Source organism: Streptomyces sp. NPDC042638, from assembly GCF_040647235.1.
Taxonomy (GTDB): Bacteria; Actinomycetota; Actinomycetes; order Streptomycetales; family Streptomycetaceae; genus Streptomyces; species Streptomyces rameus.
Genome location: NZ_JBEZBT010000035.1, coordinates 23,266 through 41,131, shown reverse-complemented (window position 1 = coordinate 41,131; position 17,866 = coordinate 23,266). Strand labels below are relative to the sequence as shown.

At 76.1% G+C, this 17,866-nt stretch carries 11 protein-coding genes; 7 read left to right on the top strand and 4 right to left on the bottom strand.

Annotation, left to right across the window (positions count from 1 at the left end; genetic code table 11):
* Nucleotides 1-79: 79 nt before the first annotated feature.
* Both AB0B40_RS25285 and AB0B40_RS25280 read right to left on the bottom strand, forming a co-directional pair.
* Nucleotides 80-925, bottom strand: a complete 846-nt coding sequence (locus AB0B40_RS25285; RefSeq protein ID WP_345056218.1) for an SMP-30/gluconolactonase/LRE family protein — start codon at nucleotides 923-925, stop codon at nucleotides 80-82.
* The gene (locus AB0B40_RS25280; protein WP_345056217.1) at nucleotides 922-1,695 is read right to left on the bottom strand and encodes an IclR family transcriptional regulator; all 774 of its coding nucleotides are present in this window, start codon (nucleotides 1,693-1,695) and stop codon (nucleotides 922-924) included. Before AB0B40_RS25280 ends, AB0B40_RS25285 begins: the two co-directional genes overlap by 4 nt.
* A 106-nt stretch (nucleotides 1,696-1,801) precedes the next feature.
* Here AB0B40_RS25280 and AB0B40_RS25275 point away from each other — a divergent pair, with 106 nt between their 5' ends.
* Nucleotides 1,802-2,392, top strand: a complete 591-nt coding sequence (locus AB0B40_RS25275) for a hypothetical protein (protein WP_345056216.1) — start codon at nucleotides 1,802-1,804, stop codon at nucleotides 2,390-2,392.
* 35 nt (nucleotides 2,393-2,427) lie between these two features.
* Here AB0B40_RS25275 and AB0B40_RS25270 read toward each other — a convergent pair whose 3' ends face one another.
* Nucleotides 2,428-3,306: a hypothetical protein gene (locus AB0B40_RS25270; protein WP_345056214.1), complete on the bottom strand. Its 879-nt coding sequence runs from the start codon at nucleotides 3,304-3,306 to the stop codon at nucleotides 2,428-2,430.
* Nucleotides 3,307-3,450: 144 nt separating this feature from the next.
* Here AB0B40_RS25270 and AB0B40_RS25265 point away from each other — a divergent pair, with 144 nt between their 5' ends.
* On the top strand, nucleotides 3,451-4,935 hold the full coding sequence (locus tag AB0B40_RS25265; RefSeq protein ID WP_345056213.1) for an acyl-CoA synthetase: 1,485 nt from the start codon (nucleotides 3,451-3,453) through the stop codon (nucleotides 4,933-4,935).
* Nucleotides 4,928-6,574, top strand: a complete 1,647-nt coding sequence (locus AB0B40_RS25260) for a carboxyl transferase domain-containing protein (protein ID WP_362265698.1) — start codon at nucleotides 4,928-4,930, stop codon at nucleotides 6,572-6,574. Before AB0B40_RS25265 ends, AB0B40_RS25260 begins: the two co-directional genes overlap by 8 nt.
* Here AB0B40_RS25260 and AB0B40_RS25255 read toward each other — a convergent pair.
* Nucleotides 6,549-10,196 (bottom strand): S8 family serine peptidase, encoded by a 3,648-nt coding sequence (locus AB0B40_RS25255; protein WP_362265696.1) that lies wholly within the window; start codon nucleotides 10,194-10,196, stop codon nucleotides 6,549-6,551. The two genes, AB0B40_RS25260 and AB0B40_RS25255, sit on opposite strands and share 26 nt — an antisense overlap.
* Nucleotides 10,197-10,423: 227 nt before the next feature.
* Here AB0B40_RS25255 and AB0B40_RS25250 point away from each other — a divergent pair, with 227 nt between their 5' ends.
* The 4 genes from AB0B40_RS25250 to AB0B40_RS25235 all read left to right on the top strand — a co-directional run bounded on the left by AB0B40_RS25250 (nucleotide 10,424) and on the right by AB0B40_RS25235 (nucleotide 17,810).
* Nucleotides 10,424-10,894: a CU044_2847 family protein gene (locus tag AB0B40_RS25250; RefSeq protein WP_345056205.1), complete on the top strand. Its 471-nt coding sequence runs from the start codon at nucleotides 10,424-10,426 to the stop codon at nucleotides 10,892-10,894.
* Nucleotides 10,891-12,699, top strand: a complete 1,809-nt coding sequence (locus AB0B40_RS25245) for a trypsin-like peptidase domain-containing protein (RefSeq protein ID WP_345056203.1) — start codon at nucleotides 10,891-10,893, stop codon at nucleotides 12,697-12,699. The genes AB0B40_RS25250 and AB0B40_RS25245 overlap by 4 nt, the downstream gene beginning before the upstream one ends.
* A 73-nt stretch (nucleotides 12,700-12,772) precedes the next feature.
* Complete coding sequence (locus AB0B40_RS25240; protein ID WP_345056235.1) at nucleotides 12,773-13,807, top strand: MoxR family ATPase; 1,035 nt, start codon at nucleotides 12,773-12,775, stop codon at nucleotides 13,805-13,807.
* Nucleotides 13,797-17,810: an SAV_2336 N-terminal domain-related protein gene (locus AB0B40_RS25235; protein ID WP_362265693.1), complete on the top strand. Its 4,014-nt coding sequence runs from the start codon at nucleotides 13,797-13,799 to the stop codon at nucleotides 17,808-17,810. The genes AB0B40_RS25240 and AB0B40_RS25235 overlap by 11 nt, the downstream gene beginning before the upstream one ends.
* The last annotated feature ends 56 nt before the right edge of the window (nucleotides 17,811-17,866 follow it).

The following is a 17,866-nucleotide window of genomic DNA, read 5'->3' as shown; positions in this document are numbered from 1 at the left end:
CGTAGGAGACGGGCCGTTCGTCGGCTGCGGGTGCGTGGGGGGGGCGGGCGTGCGGTTCCCCGCGTCCCCGGGGTGGGTGTCAGCCTTGGAAGGGGGGCTGGGGGAGGCCCTTGCCCGCGTCGGGGATCACCAGGAGGGCGCCGGCCAGCGGGTGGGGCGAGGGCAGGCCCGTGCGCGCGGTCGTGATGTAGAGGTCGGTCAGGCCGGGGCCGCCGAACGCGCACGCCGTGGTCCGCGGTGCCGGCACGGTGATCACCCGGTCCAGCTCGCCGGCGGGCGTGTAACGGCGTACCGCTCCCCCGTCCCACAGCGCCACCCACACACAGCCCTCCGCGTCGACCGTCAGGCCGTCCGGGAAGCCCGCGCCCTCCTCGATCTCCACCAGCGGGCGGCGGTCGTGGACGCCGTCCGTGTCGTGGTCGAAGACGTCGACACGGCGGGTCGGGGTGTCGATGTAGTACATGAGGCTGCCGTCGGGGCTCCAGCCGGTGCCGTTGCTGACCGTGACGTCGGGCAGGACCGTGCGCACCGTGCCGTCGCCCGTCAGCCGGGACAGCGTGCCGCCGCCCGCCGCCTCGTCGTAGCGCATCGTGCCCGCCCAGAGGGAGCCGTCCGGGGCCACGGCGGCGTCGTTCGCGCGGCGGCCCGCGACCGGCTCGCGGTGCAGCCAGCGGAAGGTGTCGTCGGGGTCCAGCAGGCCGACGCCGTCGCGCAGGTTCAGCACCAGGCCGCCACCGGCGCGGGGCTTGGCCGCGCCGATGTGCTGCGGCACCGTACGGACCGTGCGGTGGCCGGTCACCGGGTCGTAGGTGTGCAGCCGCATGCCCAGGATGTCCAGCCACAGGAGCCGGCCCGTCGCCGGGTCCCAGGTCGGCCCCTCGCCGAGCGCCGCCTCGGCCCGTACCGCGACCTCGTACCCCGTCATGCCGCGCTCCGGTGGCCCAGCCGCTCCGACAGCTCCGCCGCGCCCTTCACGGCCAGCTGCTCCAGCTCGGCCCGGCGCTCCTCGCTCCAGCGGATCATCGGGACGGAGATGGACAGCGCCGCCACGACCTGGCCGGTGCGGTCACGGACCGGCGCGGCCACACAGGACACGTCCGGGTTGGACTCGCGGCTCTCGATCGCGATCCCGCGCTGCCGGATCCCGGCCAGGGCCTCGCGCAGCACGGTGGGGCCGGTGATGCTGTTCGGGGTCATCGCCGTCAGCTCGGCGCCGTCCGGGATGCGCGCGGCCAGCTCCTGCTCCGGCAGCGAGGCCAGCAGCATCTTGCCGACGGAGGTGCAGTGGGCGGGCAGCCGGCGGCCCGCCGCGGAGACCATGCGGACGGCGTGCGTGGAGTCGACCTTGGCGATGTAGATGACGTCGGTGCCCTCCAGGATCGCCACGTGGACCGTCTCGTCACAGGTCTCGGCGACCGAGCGCGCCACCTGCTGCCCCTCGGCGGCGAGGTCGAGCTGCTCGGCGTAGCGGCTGCCGAGCTGGTACGGGCGGACGCCGAGCCGGTAGCGTCCGGGCTCGCCGGGCACCTGCACGATGTACGAGCGTGCGGCGAGGGTGGTGACCAGCTCGTGCACGGTGGTGCGCGGCAGCTGCAGCCTGCGCACGATGTCGGGGGCGGAGAGCGTCCCGTCCCCGTCGAGGAACAGCTCCAGAATGTCCAGAGCCCGGGTCACGGCAGGCACGAGGCGTCCCACGTCCGGCCCCCTCCCTTGGGTCTAGGCGCCCGTTCACGGTGTTCGAGATATCAACAGGCGATCGGCATGACGAACACAGGCTAGTCAGGGAAGGGTTGCGCGGGCAATGGGCGGGAACGGGCCGGGCACCATGGATGCCATGCGTCCCGACTTCCAGCTGGTGCTGCTGCGCCGTATGGCCGACCACAACCCGGACCTCGTCGACGACGCCCGGCGGCGGCTCGGCGCGTCGGTCGCGGACATGCGGGAGGCCAACAAGCGGTGGCAGGCGATGGTCCGCTCGCCGCGCGCCCGGGGCTCCGCCGCCCGGTACCGCGCCGTCCTCGGCGAACCCGAGTCGGTCCTGCCCCGCCGCCTCGGCGACGTCGACTGCGAGGCGCGGCGCTGGGCGCTGCCGCTCTGGCCGGACCTGCGCTTCGAGGCGCTCGTCGGGCCCGACGGCGGGGTCTGGAACGAGTGGCTGGTACGGGCGCCGGACGCGCCCGCCCCGCGCCTGCGCACCCTGGAGGACCTGACCCCGTGGTCCTGCACGGTCGACGAGGCCGCCCGCGCCTTCGCCCCCGCCCGCCCGCTGGAGGGGACCGCCCCCACCCGGTGGGGGCTGGCCTTCACCGCCCCCGACAGGGACGGCGTACGGCACGAGGTGGTCGCCGAGTTCACCTGGGGGCTGCTCCAGCGGACGGCGGTCGTCGCCTGAGCCACACGGGGCCCGGCGGCGCGCCAGGCCGGGTGCTAAGCCGTGTGCTCGGCCGCCGTGAGGATCGCCTCCGTCACGCGCGGCAGCGAGTCCGGGTGGAGCCACAGGAACAGGTTCGGCTCGACCAGTTCCAGTTCCATCAGGCGGGGCTCGCCGTCGTCGCCGTCCACCAGGTCCACGCGCGCGTACAGCAGTTCCGGCGCGCCGGGCACGGCCGCCAGTGCCTTCTGGGCGACGGCGAGTTCGGCCTCCGTGGGCTGCCAGCGCGCCAGGTCGGGGTGGGCCACCTTGTCGGCGTCGTAGGGGGTGCCCGGCGCCAGGACGGCGCCCTTCCGGCTGGCGTGCAGCAGCCGCCCGCCGAAGAACTGCAGCGCCCGCTCCCCCCGGGCGTCTATGCCCGGCATGTACGGCTGCACCATGGCGGTGAGGCCCTCCTCGTGCATCCGCGCGAGGTGCCGTAGCGCGTCCTCGTGCTCGGCGGGGGTGTAGCGGGCGGCGAACCGGGCGCCCGCGCCCGAGGTCGGCTTGATCACGAACTCGTGGCCGGCGGGCAGGGCGGCCGGCTCACCGGGCGCCGTGTAGCGGGTGGGGACGGTGGGGACACCGGCCGCCGCCAGCTCTCCGAGGTAGCGCTTGTCGGTGTTCCAGCGCACCACCTGGGCCGGGTTGGCCAGCCGGGTCAGCGCGCCGGTCCGCTCCACCCAGGCGGTGAACTCGGCGGCCCGCCAGCTGTAGTCCCAGGTCGAGCGGATGACGACCAGGTCGTACCCGGCCCAGTCCGCCGCCGGGTCGTCCCAGTACCGCGCCTCCGCCTGCGCACCGGCGTCCACGAGCGCCCGCACCAGCACGGGCAGGTCGGTGTCCACGCCCGGCTCGGCTCCGGGGTCGTAGGTGGCGAGGGCGATGCGGGGCACGGCGGAACTCCCTGTCGTACGACGGCTTCGACGGTCGGTGCGGCTGTGAGGCTAACAAGCCCGATCACGGAACGCTCCGCTCCTGGTGTAGGAACGTGCTGTAGTCCCGGCAGCCGGCACCGCCGGCAGTAAGGAGCGCACCACGTGTCCTCTCTCTTCCCCGCCCTGACGGACGGCCCGGGTGAGCGCAGCGAGACGGGGGTCCCCCCGGACGGAGTCCGGGAGAGGGTCGCCCTGCGGTTCGGGCCACGGACCCTGACGTACGGCGGACTCGCGGGCGCCGCGGGTGCCCTCGCCGCCCGGATCGGCCGGGCGGAGCGGGTCGCCGTGTGGGCCACCCCGGAGCTGGAGACCGCCGTCGCGGTGACCGGCGCGCTGCTCGCCGGGGTGGCCGCGGTGCCGCTCAACCCGAAGTCGGGCGAGAAGGAACTGGCGCACATCCTCTCCGACAGCGCACCGTCCCTGGTGCTGGCCGCACCGGGCGCCGGCCTGCCGCCGGCCCTGGCCGGCCTGCCCCGGATCGACGTCGACGCGTCCGCCTCCGGCACCGTCCCCGAGGAGCGGGCGGCGGACGGCGACCCGGCGCTGGTCGTCTACACCTCCGGCACCACCGGCCCGCCCAAGGGCGCGGTCCTGCCCCGCCGGGCCCTGGCCACCACCCTGGACGCGCTCGCCGACGCCTGGCGGTGGACCGGCGACGACGTGCTGGTGCACGGGCTGCCGCTGTTCCATGTGCACGGCCTGGTGCTCGGCGTTCTCGGCCCGTTGCGCCGGGGCGGCTCGGTGCGGCACCTGGGGCGGTTCTCCCCCGAGGGCGTGGCCCGCGAGCTGAACGACGGGGCGACCATGGTGTTCGGCGTGCCCACGATGTACCACCGCATCGCCGAGGCCCTGCCGGGCGACCCGGAGCTGGCCAAGGCGCTGGGCCGGGCCCGGCTGCTGGTGTCGGGCTCGGCCGCGCTGCCGGTGCACGACCACGAGCGGATCGCGGCGGCGACCGGCCGGCGCGTGATCGAGCGGTACGGCATGACGGAGACGCTGATGAGCACGAGCGTGCGGGCCGACGGGGAGGCCCGGTCGGGCACGGTCGGGGTGCCGCTGCCGGGCGTGGAGCTGCGGCTGGTGGAGGAGGACGGGACGGAGATCACCGCGTACGACGGGGAGACCGTCGGCGAGATCCAGGTGCGCGGCCCGAACCTGTTCACCGGGTACCTGAACCGGCCCGACGCCACCGCCGCCGCGTTCACCGCCGACGGCTTCTTCCGCACCGGGGACATGGCCGTGCGCGAGACCGACGGCTACGTCCGCATCGTCGGGCGCAAGGCCACCGACCTGATCAAGAGCGGCGGTTACAAGATCGGGGCCGGCGAGATCGAGAACGCGCTGCTGGAGCACCCGGGGGTGCGGGAGGCCGCGGTCACCGGGGAGCCGGACGCCGACCTGGGCGAGCGGATCGTGGCCTGGATCGTCCCGGCGGACCCGCAGGCACCGCCCGAGGCCGAGGAGCTGGCGGACCACGTGGCCCGTCGCCTCGCCCCGCACAAACGCCCCCGCGTCGTCCGCTATCTGGCGGCGCTCCCGCGCAACGACATGGGGAAGATCATGAAGCGGGCCCTGGCCGATGCCTGACCGGCTGTCGGCACGGGAGGTCCTGGCGCTGGTGGCGGACGCGGACAGTTTCCGCGAACTGCCTTCCCCGCCAGGTGAGTCCCTCCCGGACGGCCCGCTCGGCTGGCAGGGCTACGACGCCTCCCGCGCCCGCGCCGCCGAACGCACCGGTGAGCGGGAGTCGGTCGTCTGCGGTACCGCGAGCGTCACGGGCACCCGGGCCGTGCTGATCGCCTTCGAGTTCGGCTTCCTGGGCGGCTCACTGGGCGAGCGCACCGGGGACCGGCTGGTGGCGGCGTACACCCGTGCCCGCGAACACCGGCTCCCCGTCGTGCCGTTGATCGCGACCGGGGGCAGCCGTATGCAGGAGGGCATGCTCGCGCTGACCCAGCTCCAGCGGGTGGCCCGCCAGTCGGCGCTCACCAGGGCGGTCGGCCTGCCCCAGATCGCGGTCCTGCGGGACCCCACGACCGGCGGCGGCTGGGCCACGCTGGGCGCGGGCGCGGACGTCGTCCTGGCCCTGCCCGACGCCCAGGTGGGTTTCGCCGGCTCCCGCGTCCGCCCGCCCGGAGCCGACCCGTCCGCCTACACGGCGCAGGCACAGGTGGCCGCGGGCTCGGCGGACGCGGTGGTGCCGGTACGAGACCTGAGGGCCACGCTGGGAAGGTGGCTCGCCCTCCTGACGAACCGCCCGGCCCCGGCCTCGCCGGGCGCCGGGGCGGCGGGCGCGCCGGCAGCCTCCGCGAACAACGCCGACCCGTCGTCCGGTACCGCCGGCACGGGTTCGGCCGCCGGGCCGGGGCCCGCGGCGGACACGCCCCCGGGCACCCCGGCCGGAAGTGCGCCGGGCGGTGAGGGCGCGCTCGGCGGTTCGGCGGGGACCGGACCGGTGGTCCCTGCGAACAGCGCCGACCCGGCGTCCGGTACCGCGGGTTCGGCTGGTGGGGCGGGGGTCGGGGGCGGGCCCGCGCCGGTGCCGTTCGCGCTCGGGGCGGTGGGGCTGCCTGTCACCGGGTGGGACGCCGTCGGCCGGGCGCGGGCGCCCAAGCGGCCGCGGGCCCGGGCCTACCTGGACGCCTACTTCACGTACCGGGTCCTCATCAGCGGTGACCGGTGCGGCGGCAGTGACCCCGACGGGATGCTGTGCGGGTTCGGTGAGCGGGACGGCCGTACCGTGGCCTACGCGGCGCAGACCGGGACGGCGACCCGGCCCGCCGGGTACCGCACCGCCGCCCGGCTGATCCGGCTCGCGGACCGGCTCGGGATCCCCGTGCTGACGCTGGTGGACACCCCGGGTGCCGCCAACGGCGCGGAGGCGGAACGCGAAGGGGCCGGGGCCGCGATCGCCGAGGTGTTCGGGGCGGTGGCCGCCGCCCGGGTGCCGGTCACCACGCTGGTCATCGGCGAGGGCGGCTCCGGCGGGGCGCTCGCGCTGGCCGCGCCCGGCAACACCTGGGCCACCCCGGACAGTTACTTCTCGGTGATCGCACCCGAGCTCGCGGCGGCCATCCTCAAGCGCCCGCCCGGGGAAGTCCGGGCGACCGCCGACCAGTTGCGCATCCGGCCGCAGGACCTGGTGGAACTGGGGGTGGTCCGGGGCGTCGTGGAGCCCGCGGACCGCCCCCGGGCCCGGACTACCGCACCGCCACCGCCCGGATGATCTCCTGCGTCACCGAGCCGCCCCTGTCGTCGTGGGCCGAGGCCCGCAGGGAGACATGGGCGGCGTCGCGCGGCACGGACAGGGTGCCGTGCCAGGAGGCGCCGCGGCCGGCGGTCAGCGGGACCGTCCGCCAGGTCGTGCCGTCGTCGTACGACACCTCCAGCCGGCCGCCGCCGAGGGTGCCGGTGCCGGCCGCCCCGGCCACGTACTGGGCGCCGATCCCGACCGGTGTCCGCCGGCCGCCGCGCACCGTGCCGGCGAGGTCGGTGTCGACGTCGAAGCCGAGGTTGACGAGCGGCAGGCGGGTCCAGTGGTCCGCCGGGGTGGCCGCGGACCGGAAGGTCCACTCCGTGTGGCCCTCGGTCGCGGGCTGCCAGTGCCCGGCGTCCAGGGCGGTGTCGGTGACCACCTTGTAGGCGTGCTCGTCGGCGGGCGCGTCCCACACGTACGCGGCGGAGCCGGTGCCCCGGTCGACCAGGGTGCCGTCCAGGTAGACGGCGGTGGTCTGGCTCATCCCGCTGCCGTCGCTCCACACGTCGCCGAATCCGGTGTGGTCGGGCCCGGAGTCACCCCAGCCGGGGGTGTTCAACTGGATCTGGTTCCCCGCGCGTTGCTGCCCCCAGCCGAGCCCGCTGCCCAGCCACGGGTGCCACACCGGACGGAACCAGTTCAGCTCCGGCCGTGACCCGCCGTCGTAGCGCACCAGGCCGCCGCGTTCCTCCAGCGCGCCGTCGCCCGCGGTGACGGACTCGTGCCACAGCCGGCCGGGGCCGGCGGAGACGTGGTCGGTGCGCTCGGCGGGCAGGTCGACGCGCTCCTGGAAGCCGAGGCCGATCGGGAAGGTGTCGGTGATCGAGTACCGGAACTCGCCACCGCTCACCGGCCGAGCGGCGTGGAACCTGACGTGTACGGCGGCGAGCCGGCGGCCGGAGGGGGCGTAGGTGAGGTCCCGGTCCGGGATCGCGCCCCGGTACCCCTCGGACAGGTCGTACACGTACGACGGGTTGCGGGTGCCGGTCATGTCGACCCGGCCCAGCGCCCGCAGCCGGGCCGCGTCGGCCCTGCTCACCGTGGCGATCTGCAGCGGCCGGTCGGCGTTGTCGTCGGTGCCCCACCAGGCCGTCAGCCGGCCGGGCACCTCGTCCGTCACGAACAGCGCCCTGGCTCCGGCGTCCTGCGCGGCCTGCGCGAGCGCGGCCGGGTCGGCGCCGTCGGCGAGGCGGGCGAGTACCGCCTTGCCGGACACGCCGGTCAGCGGCCCGTCGCCGACGTCGGCCAGGGGCAGTCGCGTCCGTCCCGCGAGCAGCGTGCCGCCGGCCTGCACGGTCGCCTCGCCGATCCCCCTGACCTCCAGGTGGGGCTTGGCCAGCCGCCACACGGTCCGGTACTCGAAGGTGCCCCGGGTGACCTTCCTCGTGGGCGCGGCGAAGACGCTGTCGTAGGCCAGGGGCACCTGGACCGCGCCGAACAGGTCGGCGCCGTCCGCCGCCCGGTCGTACTCCATGATCAGCTGGTGCGTCTCGGTGCGCCGGCCGACGTCCGCCTCGACCTCCCGCAGCCGGCGCCCGTCCAGGGTGACTTCGCGGTCGCGGTCGAGGGAGATCTCGGGTGCCGCGAGGAAGCCGAGGCCGAGCGAGTCGGTGCCGTGGCTGCCGCGCACGTCCAGGAAGGAGGCGAGGCTGTACGTGCCCGGCCGCAGGCGCAGCCGCAGGGTGCCGGAGCCGTCGACGTGCGCGGGCTGGGCGTCCTCCCCCGCGGCGAGCCGCTGCACGGTGAGGTCGGCGGGGGCGGGAGCGCCGGCGCGGTCCCGCACGTGGACGGTGAGCGAGTACCGCTCCTCCTCCTTCACCAGGCCGAACACGGTGTGCGCGACAGGCGTGCCGTCGGGGCCGGTGGCCACGATCTGCCCGCTCGTCTCGCCCACCGGCGCCTTCGAGCCGTCGCCGGTGACGGTGGTGTCGGCGGTGCCGTGGGCGGGGACGGTGAGGGTGTCCCGGCCGAGGGCGGCGACGCCGTCCGGAGCGCCCCGCACCGACAGCCTCAGCTCGATCGGCCCGTCGGTCCGGTTGGTGTAGGTGACGGTCCGGGTGACCGGCCTGTTCGCGTCGTACGGCCAGCGGTAGAAGCCGAGGTCGGCGCCGCCGGTGGCGGTGACACGCGCCGTCACGGCGTCGGGCACGCTCACCCGCCCCGCGCCGAGCACATAGGCGGACACGTCGAGCCGGCCGGAGCTGGACATGAGCGCGTCCTTCAGCTGTGCGCCGGTCCAGTCGGGGTGTTCCTCGGCGAGCAGGGCGGCCACTCCCGCGACGTGCGGGGCCGCCATGGAGGTGCCGCTCATCGAGGTGTAGTAGCCGCTGCCGGGGACGAGCTGGGAGCGGGCGGCGAGGATGCCGACACCGGGCGCGGAGATGTCGGGCTTCAGGGCGTTGTCGCCGTACCGGGGTCCGGCGGAGGTGAAGTAGGCCGGCCGGTCGGCGGAGTCCACCGCGCCCACGGTGAGGGCGGCGTCGGCGGCGCCGGGCGAGCCGATGGAGGAAGGGGCACCGGTGTTGCCGGCGGCGACGACGAAGAGCGCCCCGGTCTGCGCGGAGAGGGTGTTCACGGCCCGCGCCATCGGGTCGGTGCCGTCGCTGGGCTCCGTCGACCCCAGGCTCATGGAGACGATTCGGGCGTGCACGTCCCGGGCCGCCCACTCCATCCCGGCGATGATCTGGGACTCGCTGCCCGAGCCCTGGTCGCTGAGCACCTTGCCGACGGCGAGCGTGGCGCCGGGCGCGACCCCCTTCTCCCTGCCGTCGGAGGCGGCGCCGCTGCCGCCGACGGTGGAGGCGGTGTGGGTGCCGTGTCCGTTGCGGTCGGCGACGTCCTGCCCGTCGATGAAGCTCTCGGCGGCGGTGACCCGGTCCTTCAGATCCGGGTGGCCGAGATCCGCGCCGGTGTCCAGGACGGCGACGGTGACGCCCTTGCCGGTCAGCCCCGCGTCCCAGGCCGACGGCGTGCCGATCTGGGTGTTGCTCTCGGCCATGTCGGCCTTCACCCGGCCGTCCAGCCACACCTTGTCGATGCCGGCCTTGTCGGTGCCGGCCTTGTCGGTGCCGGCGGCCCGGGTGAACGACCGCCAGAAGGCGCGTCCCCTGCTCGCCGCCACGGCGGCCCCGCGCAGGCTGGGCAGGGCGCGGATGCGCTCGGCGCCGGCGGGTGTCGCGGCCCGCGCGTCCTTGCCGTAGGTGACGATCAGGGGCAGCGCGTCGGTCTCGGCGTCGGTGAGCCCCTGCCGGATCAGCCCGCTGACGTCGAACAGCCGCCGGTCCAGCGTGCCGGTGCGCAGATAGGGCAGCGCCTCGTCCGGTACGACGGTGAGGTGACCGCCGCTCGAGGCGGTGCGTACGGCGCCGGTGGCTCCGCGGGGCCGCCGCACGGTGACGGTCCTCCTGCCGTGGCCGAGTTCGGTGACGGTCACCTTGTCGCCGGTGACGAGGGTGACGGTGGTGGGGCCGCCGGTGCGCGGGGGGTGCGCGGCCGTCACCGCTCGCGCCGTCGCCGGGCCGGCCGGGAGCAGGGCGCCCACCAGCGCCGCCGCCAGCAGTGCCGTCCCGCGTCTGACTGGACCTGTGCTCATCCACGCCTCTTCTCGTGTGTGTCGAGCGTGTCGCGTGCTGGGACGAGTGTGATGTGCTCGTTGTTGAACAGGAGTTGACCGTTTCTGACGGGAAGACGCCCTGGCGGGTTCTCGCCAACCTCGGACCGTGGGCCGCCACGCCTGTTCGCCGATGTGACACCCGGAGCACCGTCCGTAACATGGGAGTTGTTGTCACACGTCACGGACGAGGGGGAGCGGGCGTCGCCATGGACGGGTTGGTGGAGTTCAGGACCGAGGACGGCGCGCTGGTCGTGGTGGAAGGCGTCGCCACCAGGTCGGGCGCCCGCCTCGTCTCGCGCGGCGACGGACCCGCCCAGGCGGCCCGCACCTTCGAGGGGGCCCTGGACGGCGTACGCGCGGCGGCGGCCGCCGCGCTGCGGGTCTTCCGGGACGGCACCCTGCGTCCCGACGCGGTGGAGATCGAGTTCGGCGTACGGCTGTCGGCGGAGGCCGGTGCCGTCATCGCGAAGGGGTCGGCGGAGGGCCACCTGGTCGTCAAGCTCAGCTGGTCCCCGGGGCGGACGCCGGACCAGGCCGCACCCGAGCCGGCCGCCGCTCCGGCACAGCCCGCACCGGGACCCGCCGCCCCAGCCGCACAGCCCGCACCGGAGCCGGCCGCACCGGCGCGGACGGTTCCGGGCCAGGGCGTGCCGGGGCCGGAGTCCACCGACCGGTGAAGCACAGCGCCGCCTGGCACGCCCGGATCGCCTGCGGCGACGAGGTGGGGGCCGGGTTCCTGGTCGCCGGCCGCCGGGTGCTCACCTGTGCCCACGTCGTCAGGTGGAGCGGCAGCGCGGCGGTGACCGTCACCTTCCCCAACGCCCGGGAGCTGGGCGAGCTGTCTGCCTCGGTCGTCGCCCACGGCGGCTGGGCGGGTGAGGCCACCGATCCCGGGGATGTCGCCGTGCTCGAACTGGACCGTGCCGTCCCGCTCGCTCCGGCCGGTTTCGCGCCACCCGACGCCGCGTACACCGAGCCGTACCCGAAGCTGATCGCGTACGGCTTCCCCGAGGGCTACGACGAGGGCACGCTCGCGGAGTACCAGGCCGTCTCGGGTCAGCTGATCGCCGGCGAGTGGCTGGAGCTGGTGGCGTGGAACGGGCACGGGCAGCCGCTCGTGGCCGGTTTCAGCGGGGCGGCCGCGACACTGCCGGACGGCACGGTGGCCGGCATGGTGACCGCGGCGTCGGACTCGCCGGACGTGCGCAAGGGCCGGATGCTGCCGCTGGACGTGCTGGCCAGGTACTGGCCCGAGCTGGGCGAGCTGGTGCCCACCCCGGGCCACCACGGCGACGCCCGGCGCCGGCTGTACGGCCTGCTGCGCCGGGCCGCGGCCGACGCCGGCCGCGTGTGCGACCCGAACCGGCTGTACGTGGACGCGGTGGGCGCCTTCGGGCCGCCCCTGCCCGCGGGCGGTTTCCCCTCCCTGTGGGCGGCCGCCGGCTATGTGCAGTGGGAGGTCCCGGATCCGGAGGCGGTGTGCCGCTTCGCCGACCGGCTCCACGAACTGCTGGACCCGGCGACGGCGTTACGGCCCCGGACACCGGCAGGCCCGTCGTCTCCGTCGCCCGCCCCGCCGTCACCGGCGTCCCCGGCCGCCTCGGCGTTCCCGCCGGCCTCGCCGGCCCCGTCTTCCCCCTCGGCGTCGCCCGCCTGGTCCCCCGTCGTCGTCGAGATCGATCACAGCGGCGCCGGTCCCGACCAGGTGACCGTGGAGGTGTCCGCGTACCGCGAAGGGCGGCGCCGGCCGGTGGGTGCCCGGCGGCTGCCCCGGACCGGGGTGCGGGCCTACGTCCAGAGCCGTATCGACGAGGCCGTCGCCCACCTCTCCCCGGACGCCGACGAGCTGGTGACGTTCGTCCTGCCGCGCGAGTGGCTCAACGAGGCGGTGGCGCACTGGGAGTGCGGCGCGGACGACAGTACGCCCCTCGGCTGCGCCTACCCCCTCGTCGTGACCGACCGCGCACGCCACCACAGCGGCCGGCTGCGCCACCAGTTGCACAAGAAGTGGCAGAAGCTCGACTCCCGGGGCCACGCCGAGGTGCACCGCGTCGAGTGCGGCACCCAGGAACGGCCGCCGAGCCTGCGCAAGCGGCTGTGGGACAGCGAGGCCGGACTGGCCGGCTTCGCGGCCCCGCCCACGACGGCACGCCGGCATTTCGAGGTCGGTCTCACCGTGCCCGTACCGGTCCTGCTGTGGCCCCGGACCGGCTCCGGGTGCACCGCCCACGCGGACGCGTCCTGCCCCGGTCCTGGGCCCGCGGCCCCGCCCTGCCCGGGCACCGCCTTCCTCGACCAGCTCACCGCCTCGGTCGCCGGCGTCCCGCCCGCCGAACTCCCCCGGCACATCATGTCGTTGCGGCTGACCGCGGACGCCGCCGACGAGCCGGACCGGCACTGGGCGAGAGACCTGCAGCTGCTCTGGGACGACCCGCGCTGCTTCCCGGAGACCACCGCGAGCCTGCACTCACCCGTCGCCTGACCGCCCGCACGACCGCCGCCCCCGCGCCCTCCGCCCGCACACCCACCGCCCCCCCCACGGAGAAGAAGAGCCCATGCCCCTGTGGCCCGTCTACACCGGTACGAACGAGCCGCACGACGGCATCACCGAACTGCCCGCCCCGCCGCCCTGGCGCGCCTTCGACGGCGGGCCGCTGCTCCCGGCACCGGACGCGACCGCCGACGCCTCCGCCGTCTCCCCCGACCGCACCCACCGCGCCGAGACGTACCAGGCCACCCGGGAGACGGTCCAGCTGGTCAACGCGGCCCTCTACCTGCGCCGTCCGCTGCTGGTCACCGGCCCGCCCGGCACCGGCAAGTCCTCGCTCGTGTACGCGGTCGCCCGGGAGCTGCGGCTCGGCCCGGTGCTGCGCTGGAACATCACCAGCCGCAGCACGCTGCACGACGGCCTCTACCAGTACGACCCGCTCTCGCGGCTGTACGCGGCCCGGCAGGAGGCCACCCGGCAGGACCGGGCGCCGGGCACGGACGACCGGTCGGGCATCGAGCACCATCTGCGCCTGGGCCCGCTGGGCACCGCCCTCCTGCCGTACGCCCGGCCCCGCGCGCTGCTCATCGACGAGATCGACAAGAGCGACCTCGACCTGCCCAACGACCTGCTGAACGTGCTGGAGGAGGGCCAGTACGAGATCCCCGAGCTGGTGCGGGCCTCCCGGCTCGCGCCGGACGGCATCGCCGAGGTGCTGGCCGACGGCACCGACGAGCGGGTCCCGGTGGCCCACGGCCGGGTCCGCTGCCGGGCCTTCCCCTTCGTCATCCTCACCAGCAACGGCGAGCGCGAGTTCCCGCCCGCCTTCCTGCGCCGCTGCGTCACGCTGCACCTGCGCCAGCCGGACGACCGGCACCTCGCCGAGATCGTCCGGGCCCACCTGGGGGAACCCGACACCTACGCGCGGACCCTGATCGAGCGTTTCCTGTCCCGCTCGGGCGTCGGCGACCTGGCCACCGACCAGCTCCTCAACGCGATCTACCTGGCCCGCTCCGCCGACCTGGACGCCGAGTCCCTGGACCGGCTGGCCGAGCAGCTGATGCCGTACCTGGGGCAGAGCGCGCAGTCCGATGTCTTCTGAGCCCCCCGGCTCCCCGGACCCCCTGGTCCGCCTGGCCGACATCCTGGCCGAGGCGGCCGACGGCGTGCGCCCGACCCCCCGCGAACTGGCCGAACTGCTGTGGCTCGCCCGGCACATGGAACCCGGCGCCGACGGCCGCGGACCCGAGGGGACCGGGGCAGCGGAGCAGGGGCCGCCGGTACCGCCGCCCCGGCCGTCCCCGCCAAAGGAACCGGAGGCACCGCAGGCGGAGCCCGCCCGGGCCCCCGCGCCACCGGCCCGCGTCCCCCTGCACCTCCCCTCCCCGCGTCCCGCCCGCGCGGCGCACCGGTCCCACACCGCCCTGCTGGCGCCGGCGCCCCCGATGCTGCGCCACCCGCTCGCGCTGCAGCGCTCGCTGCGCCCGCTGGGCCGCCGGATCGACGCACCGGTGGGCCACGAGCTGGACGAACGGGCGACCGCCGACCGCATCGCCCGGCTCGGCGCCGACCCCGCGTGGTGGCTGCCGGTCCTGCGCCCCGCGCGCGAGCGCTGGCTGCGCCTGAACCTGGTGTACGACGCCGGTCCGACCATGCCCGTCTGGCGCCCCCTGGTCCGCGAACTGCACACCGTGCTGGCCCAGTCGGGCACGTTCCGCACGGTCGTGCTGTACCGCGCCGGCGCGGACGGCACGGTGCGCGGTCCCGACGCGCTCGCCCCCGCCGACGGCCGGACCGTCACCCTGCTGATCAGCGACTGCATGGGCCCGCAGTGGCGGGAGGGCCCCGCGGGCACCCGCTGGTACGCCACCCTGCACCGCTGGGCACGCCGGATGCCCCTGGCCGTCGTACAGCCGCTCCCGGAGCACCTGTGGCGGGACACGGCCCTGCCCACCACCCCCGGCCGTCTGTCGGCCCCGCACCCGGCGGCTCCCACGGCGACGCTCACGTTCACCCCTTACGAGGGGGACGGGCCGCACGAGCAGTTCGAGGGGTGCGGGCAGCACGAGCCGTACGGGCGGCCCGGGTCCGCCGTGGCCGGGGGTGCCGTGCCCCTCCCCGTGCTGGAGCCGGAGCCGCGGTGGCTGGCGCACTGGGCCGCGCTGCTCACCGCGCCGGGGGGAGCGGAGTTCCCCGGCGCGGTCGCCGGGCTGGGCCGGCCGCTGCCGGCGGACGCCGAGGACCGTACGGACGTCGGCCTGCTGTCCGCCGAGGAACTGGTCCTGCGGTTCCGCGCCACCGCCTCCCCCGAGGCGTTCCGGCTGGCCGGCCATCTCGCGGTGGGGCGCCCCGACCTGCCGGTGATGCGCCTGGTCCAGGCCGCGGTGGAGCCGGATCCGCGCCCCCGGCATCTGGCCGAGGTCGTGCTGAGCGGCATGCTCACCACCGTCCCGGGCGGCGCGCCCGGCTCGTACGCGTTCCGCGACGGCGTACGGGAGCTGCTGCTGCTCGGCCTGCCGCGCACCGACCGCAACCGCACCGCCGAACTCCTCGGACGGATGGGCGAGTTCATCGACCGCAGGGCGGGCCGGGCGCCGGGCGAGTTCCGGGCGTCGGTCCCGTCCGCGCGGGGTGCGGGGGCCGCCGTGGAGGGCGATCCGTTCGCCACGGTCAGCGAGGACAGCGTGCGACGGCTGTGGGCGGACGGCGGCGGGGAGCTGTTCGCCGGGCGGTACCGGCTGGTGCGCAGGACCGCGGCCGGGGGCGACGGCTGGGTCGCCGAGGACACCCGGGACGGAGGCGCCCTGGTCGTGGTGCGCAGGTATCCGCCGGGCGGCCTTCCGGGCCTCTTCACGCGCCTCTGCCAGCGCCTGGGCGAGCTGCGCCATCCCGGGATCGCCCCGGTCCTGGACCACGGCTTCGAGGACGGCGTCCCCTATCTGGTCCGGGGGTTCGTGACCGGCCGGACGCTGCACCAGCGCCTCGGGGATCCCTCGGGCGCCCTGTCCGCCGACGAGGTGAGCGCCCTGCTCCCGCGGCTCGCCGAGGCGGCCGTCGCACTGCACGCGCAGGAGGGCCCGCGCGGCGTGCTGAGCGCGCACTCCGTCGTCCTCGCTCCCGACGGACCGGTCCTGACCTGCCTGGACTCCGCGCCCCTGGTCCACGGGGAGCGCGCGAGGACGCTGCGGGCGCTCGGCGGGATCGTGCGGGCCCTGGACCGCGGCGGCCCCGACGCGCTCGCGGCACAGCTGGACACGGCGGCGAGCGCGCTCCTCTCCGACAGCCCCGGGTCCCAGCGGCGCGGCACCGAGCTGCTCCTCGGGCTGCGTCCGCACCAGGGCCCCCACGGCCCCTCCCCCCGGCCCTCCGACGCCTCCCCGCCCGGTGCCCCCTCGTCCGGCGCCGGGGGCGAACCCGGACCCGAAGCCTCCGTCGAGCGGCCCGAGATCCGGTTCAGGGCCGACGACCTCACCGGCCGCCCGGAAGCCCGGATCACCCTGGAGGCCGCGGTCCACGAGATCCTCGTCCGCGGTTCCCTCAGCCCCCGCCAGTACGCGGTGGACGTCCGCCCCGACGGCTACCTGGTGCGCGTCGAGCCCGGCGCCTATCTCCTGCCCGTCCTCGTCGCCGTCCTGCGGGAACTCCCCCAGGCGCTCACCCGGCTGACCGATCCGCCGCGGCTCCGGGTGACGTTCGGGCAGCCGCCCGTCCCGCCGCCGGACGCGGCCGGGGACGTCATGGTCGTCGTACCGCCCGCGCTGTACGACGACTTCGCCGCCAGCTCCGCCGCCCAGCGCTCGCAGCGCTTCCGGCCGCTCTTTCGCGACAGCGCCGCCGACAGCCCGCCGGCCGCCTGGTACTGCCCGCTCGGGCCGCGGTCCGCCGAGCCCGGGGAACGCGAGCTGGTGCAGGGCCCGTTCATCGCGCACGACCTGCGCGAGCTGGGCATCCCCACGCCGGGCCGCACCGCCGTGGTCCACACCCGTCCCGACGGCCCGCTGACGCTGCTCGACCCGATCCAGCCGTACGGCACGCGGCCGCCCCGCCCGGAGACGTACTACTCGGTCGACCTCACCCCGCACGAGACCCGTCACATCGTGTCGCTGCCGAGTTCCGGCAAGGGCGCGTTCAAGGGCGCGGTGCTGCTGTCGTGGCGCGTCGCCGATCCGGTCGCCTTCGTCCGCGGTGAGGCCACCGGTGTCCCGGGGCTCCTGCTGGCGCATCTGTGCGCCGCGGCGGCCCCCATCACGCGCCGCCATCCGCTGCGCCGCGCGGGCGCGGCCCAGCGGGCGGTGAACGCGGAGGTGGCCGACTGGCCGGTGCCGGGGCTCGCGGTGTCGTACACCGTGCAGCTGGTGCCCGAGTGGGCGCCCGCGCCGACCGCGGAGCCGCCCGTTCCGTCGCGCCGCCGGCTGTCGGACCGCCTCACCGACGCCGAGACCGTGCTGATCGGCTTCGAAGGGCCGCTCGCCCGGCTGTTCACGGCGCACACGGCGCGGGAGGCCGTTCTCGACCTGCTGTCCGTGGTGGCCGACCACCGCGACCCGCGGGACGCGCTGACGGGCCGGGCGCTGCCCGTGGCGCAGGCCACCGGCCGGGAGGCGTTCGCGCATCCGCTGGACCTGCTGCGCGCCTTCGCGCACGACCGGCTCGGCCCCCTGCTGCGGGCGCGCCTCGACGACCTCGAACTGGCCGCCGTTCCCGACGCGCCCACCACGCACCGCTCCCTCGCGCTGGTGCGCGCCCTGCACGGGTCCGGGCGGCGGGTCAGCGTGGTGACGGACGTGTCCACCCCGGCCGCCCAGCGCTACCTGGAGCCCTACCGGCTGCCCCTCGCGGGCGTCCACGGCCGCCGCGAGGACCTCGGCCTGCTGACGCCGCACCCCGACTGCCTGCTGCGCGCCCTGGACGCCCTGCGCACGCCGCCCAGCCGCGCCGTCCTGATCAGCTCCTCGGTCGCCGAGCTGACCGCCGCCCAGCAGCTCGGCCTCCGGTTCATCGCCTACGCCCCCACCGCGGCCGCGCGGCGGCGCCTGCGCGAGGAGGACGGTGAGTTCATCGTGTCGTCCCTCGACCCGCTGCTGGAGGCCGCCAACGCGTTCTGACGCGGACGACACACCGCAGCGGCCGGGAAATACCCCCGTTCAGCGGCGCCCCGCCC

Coding starts and splice junctions, on each gene's coding strand:
- AB0B40_RS25285 (WP_345056218.1), bottom strand. CDS start 925: ATGACGGGGTACGAGGTCGCGGTACGGGCCGAGGCGGCGCTCGGCGAG.
- AB0B40_RS25255 (WP_362265696.1), bottom strand. CDS start 10,196: ATGAGCACAGGTCCAGTCAGACGCGGGACGGCACTGCTGGCGGCGGCG.
- AB0B40_RS25250 (WP_345056205.1), top strand. CDS start 10,424: ATGGACGGGTTGGTGGAGTTCAGGACCGAGGACGGCGCGCTGGTCGTG.
- AB0B40_RS25235 (WP_362265693.1), top strand. CDS start 13,797: ATGTCTTCTGAGCCCCCCGGCTCCCCGGACCCCCTGGTCCGCCTGGCC.
- AB0B40_RS25240 (WP_345056235.1), top strand. CDS start 12,773: ATGCCCCTGTGGCCCGTCTACACCGGTACGAACGAGCCGCACGACGGC.
- AB0B40_RS25260 (WP_362265698.1), top strand. CDS start 4,928: ATGCCTGACCGGCTGTCGGCACGGGAGGTCCTGGCGCTGGTGGCGGAC.
- AB0B40_RS25275 (WP_345056216.1), top strand. CDS start 1,802: ATGGGCGGGAACGGGCCGGGCACCATGGATGCCATGCGTCCCGACTTC.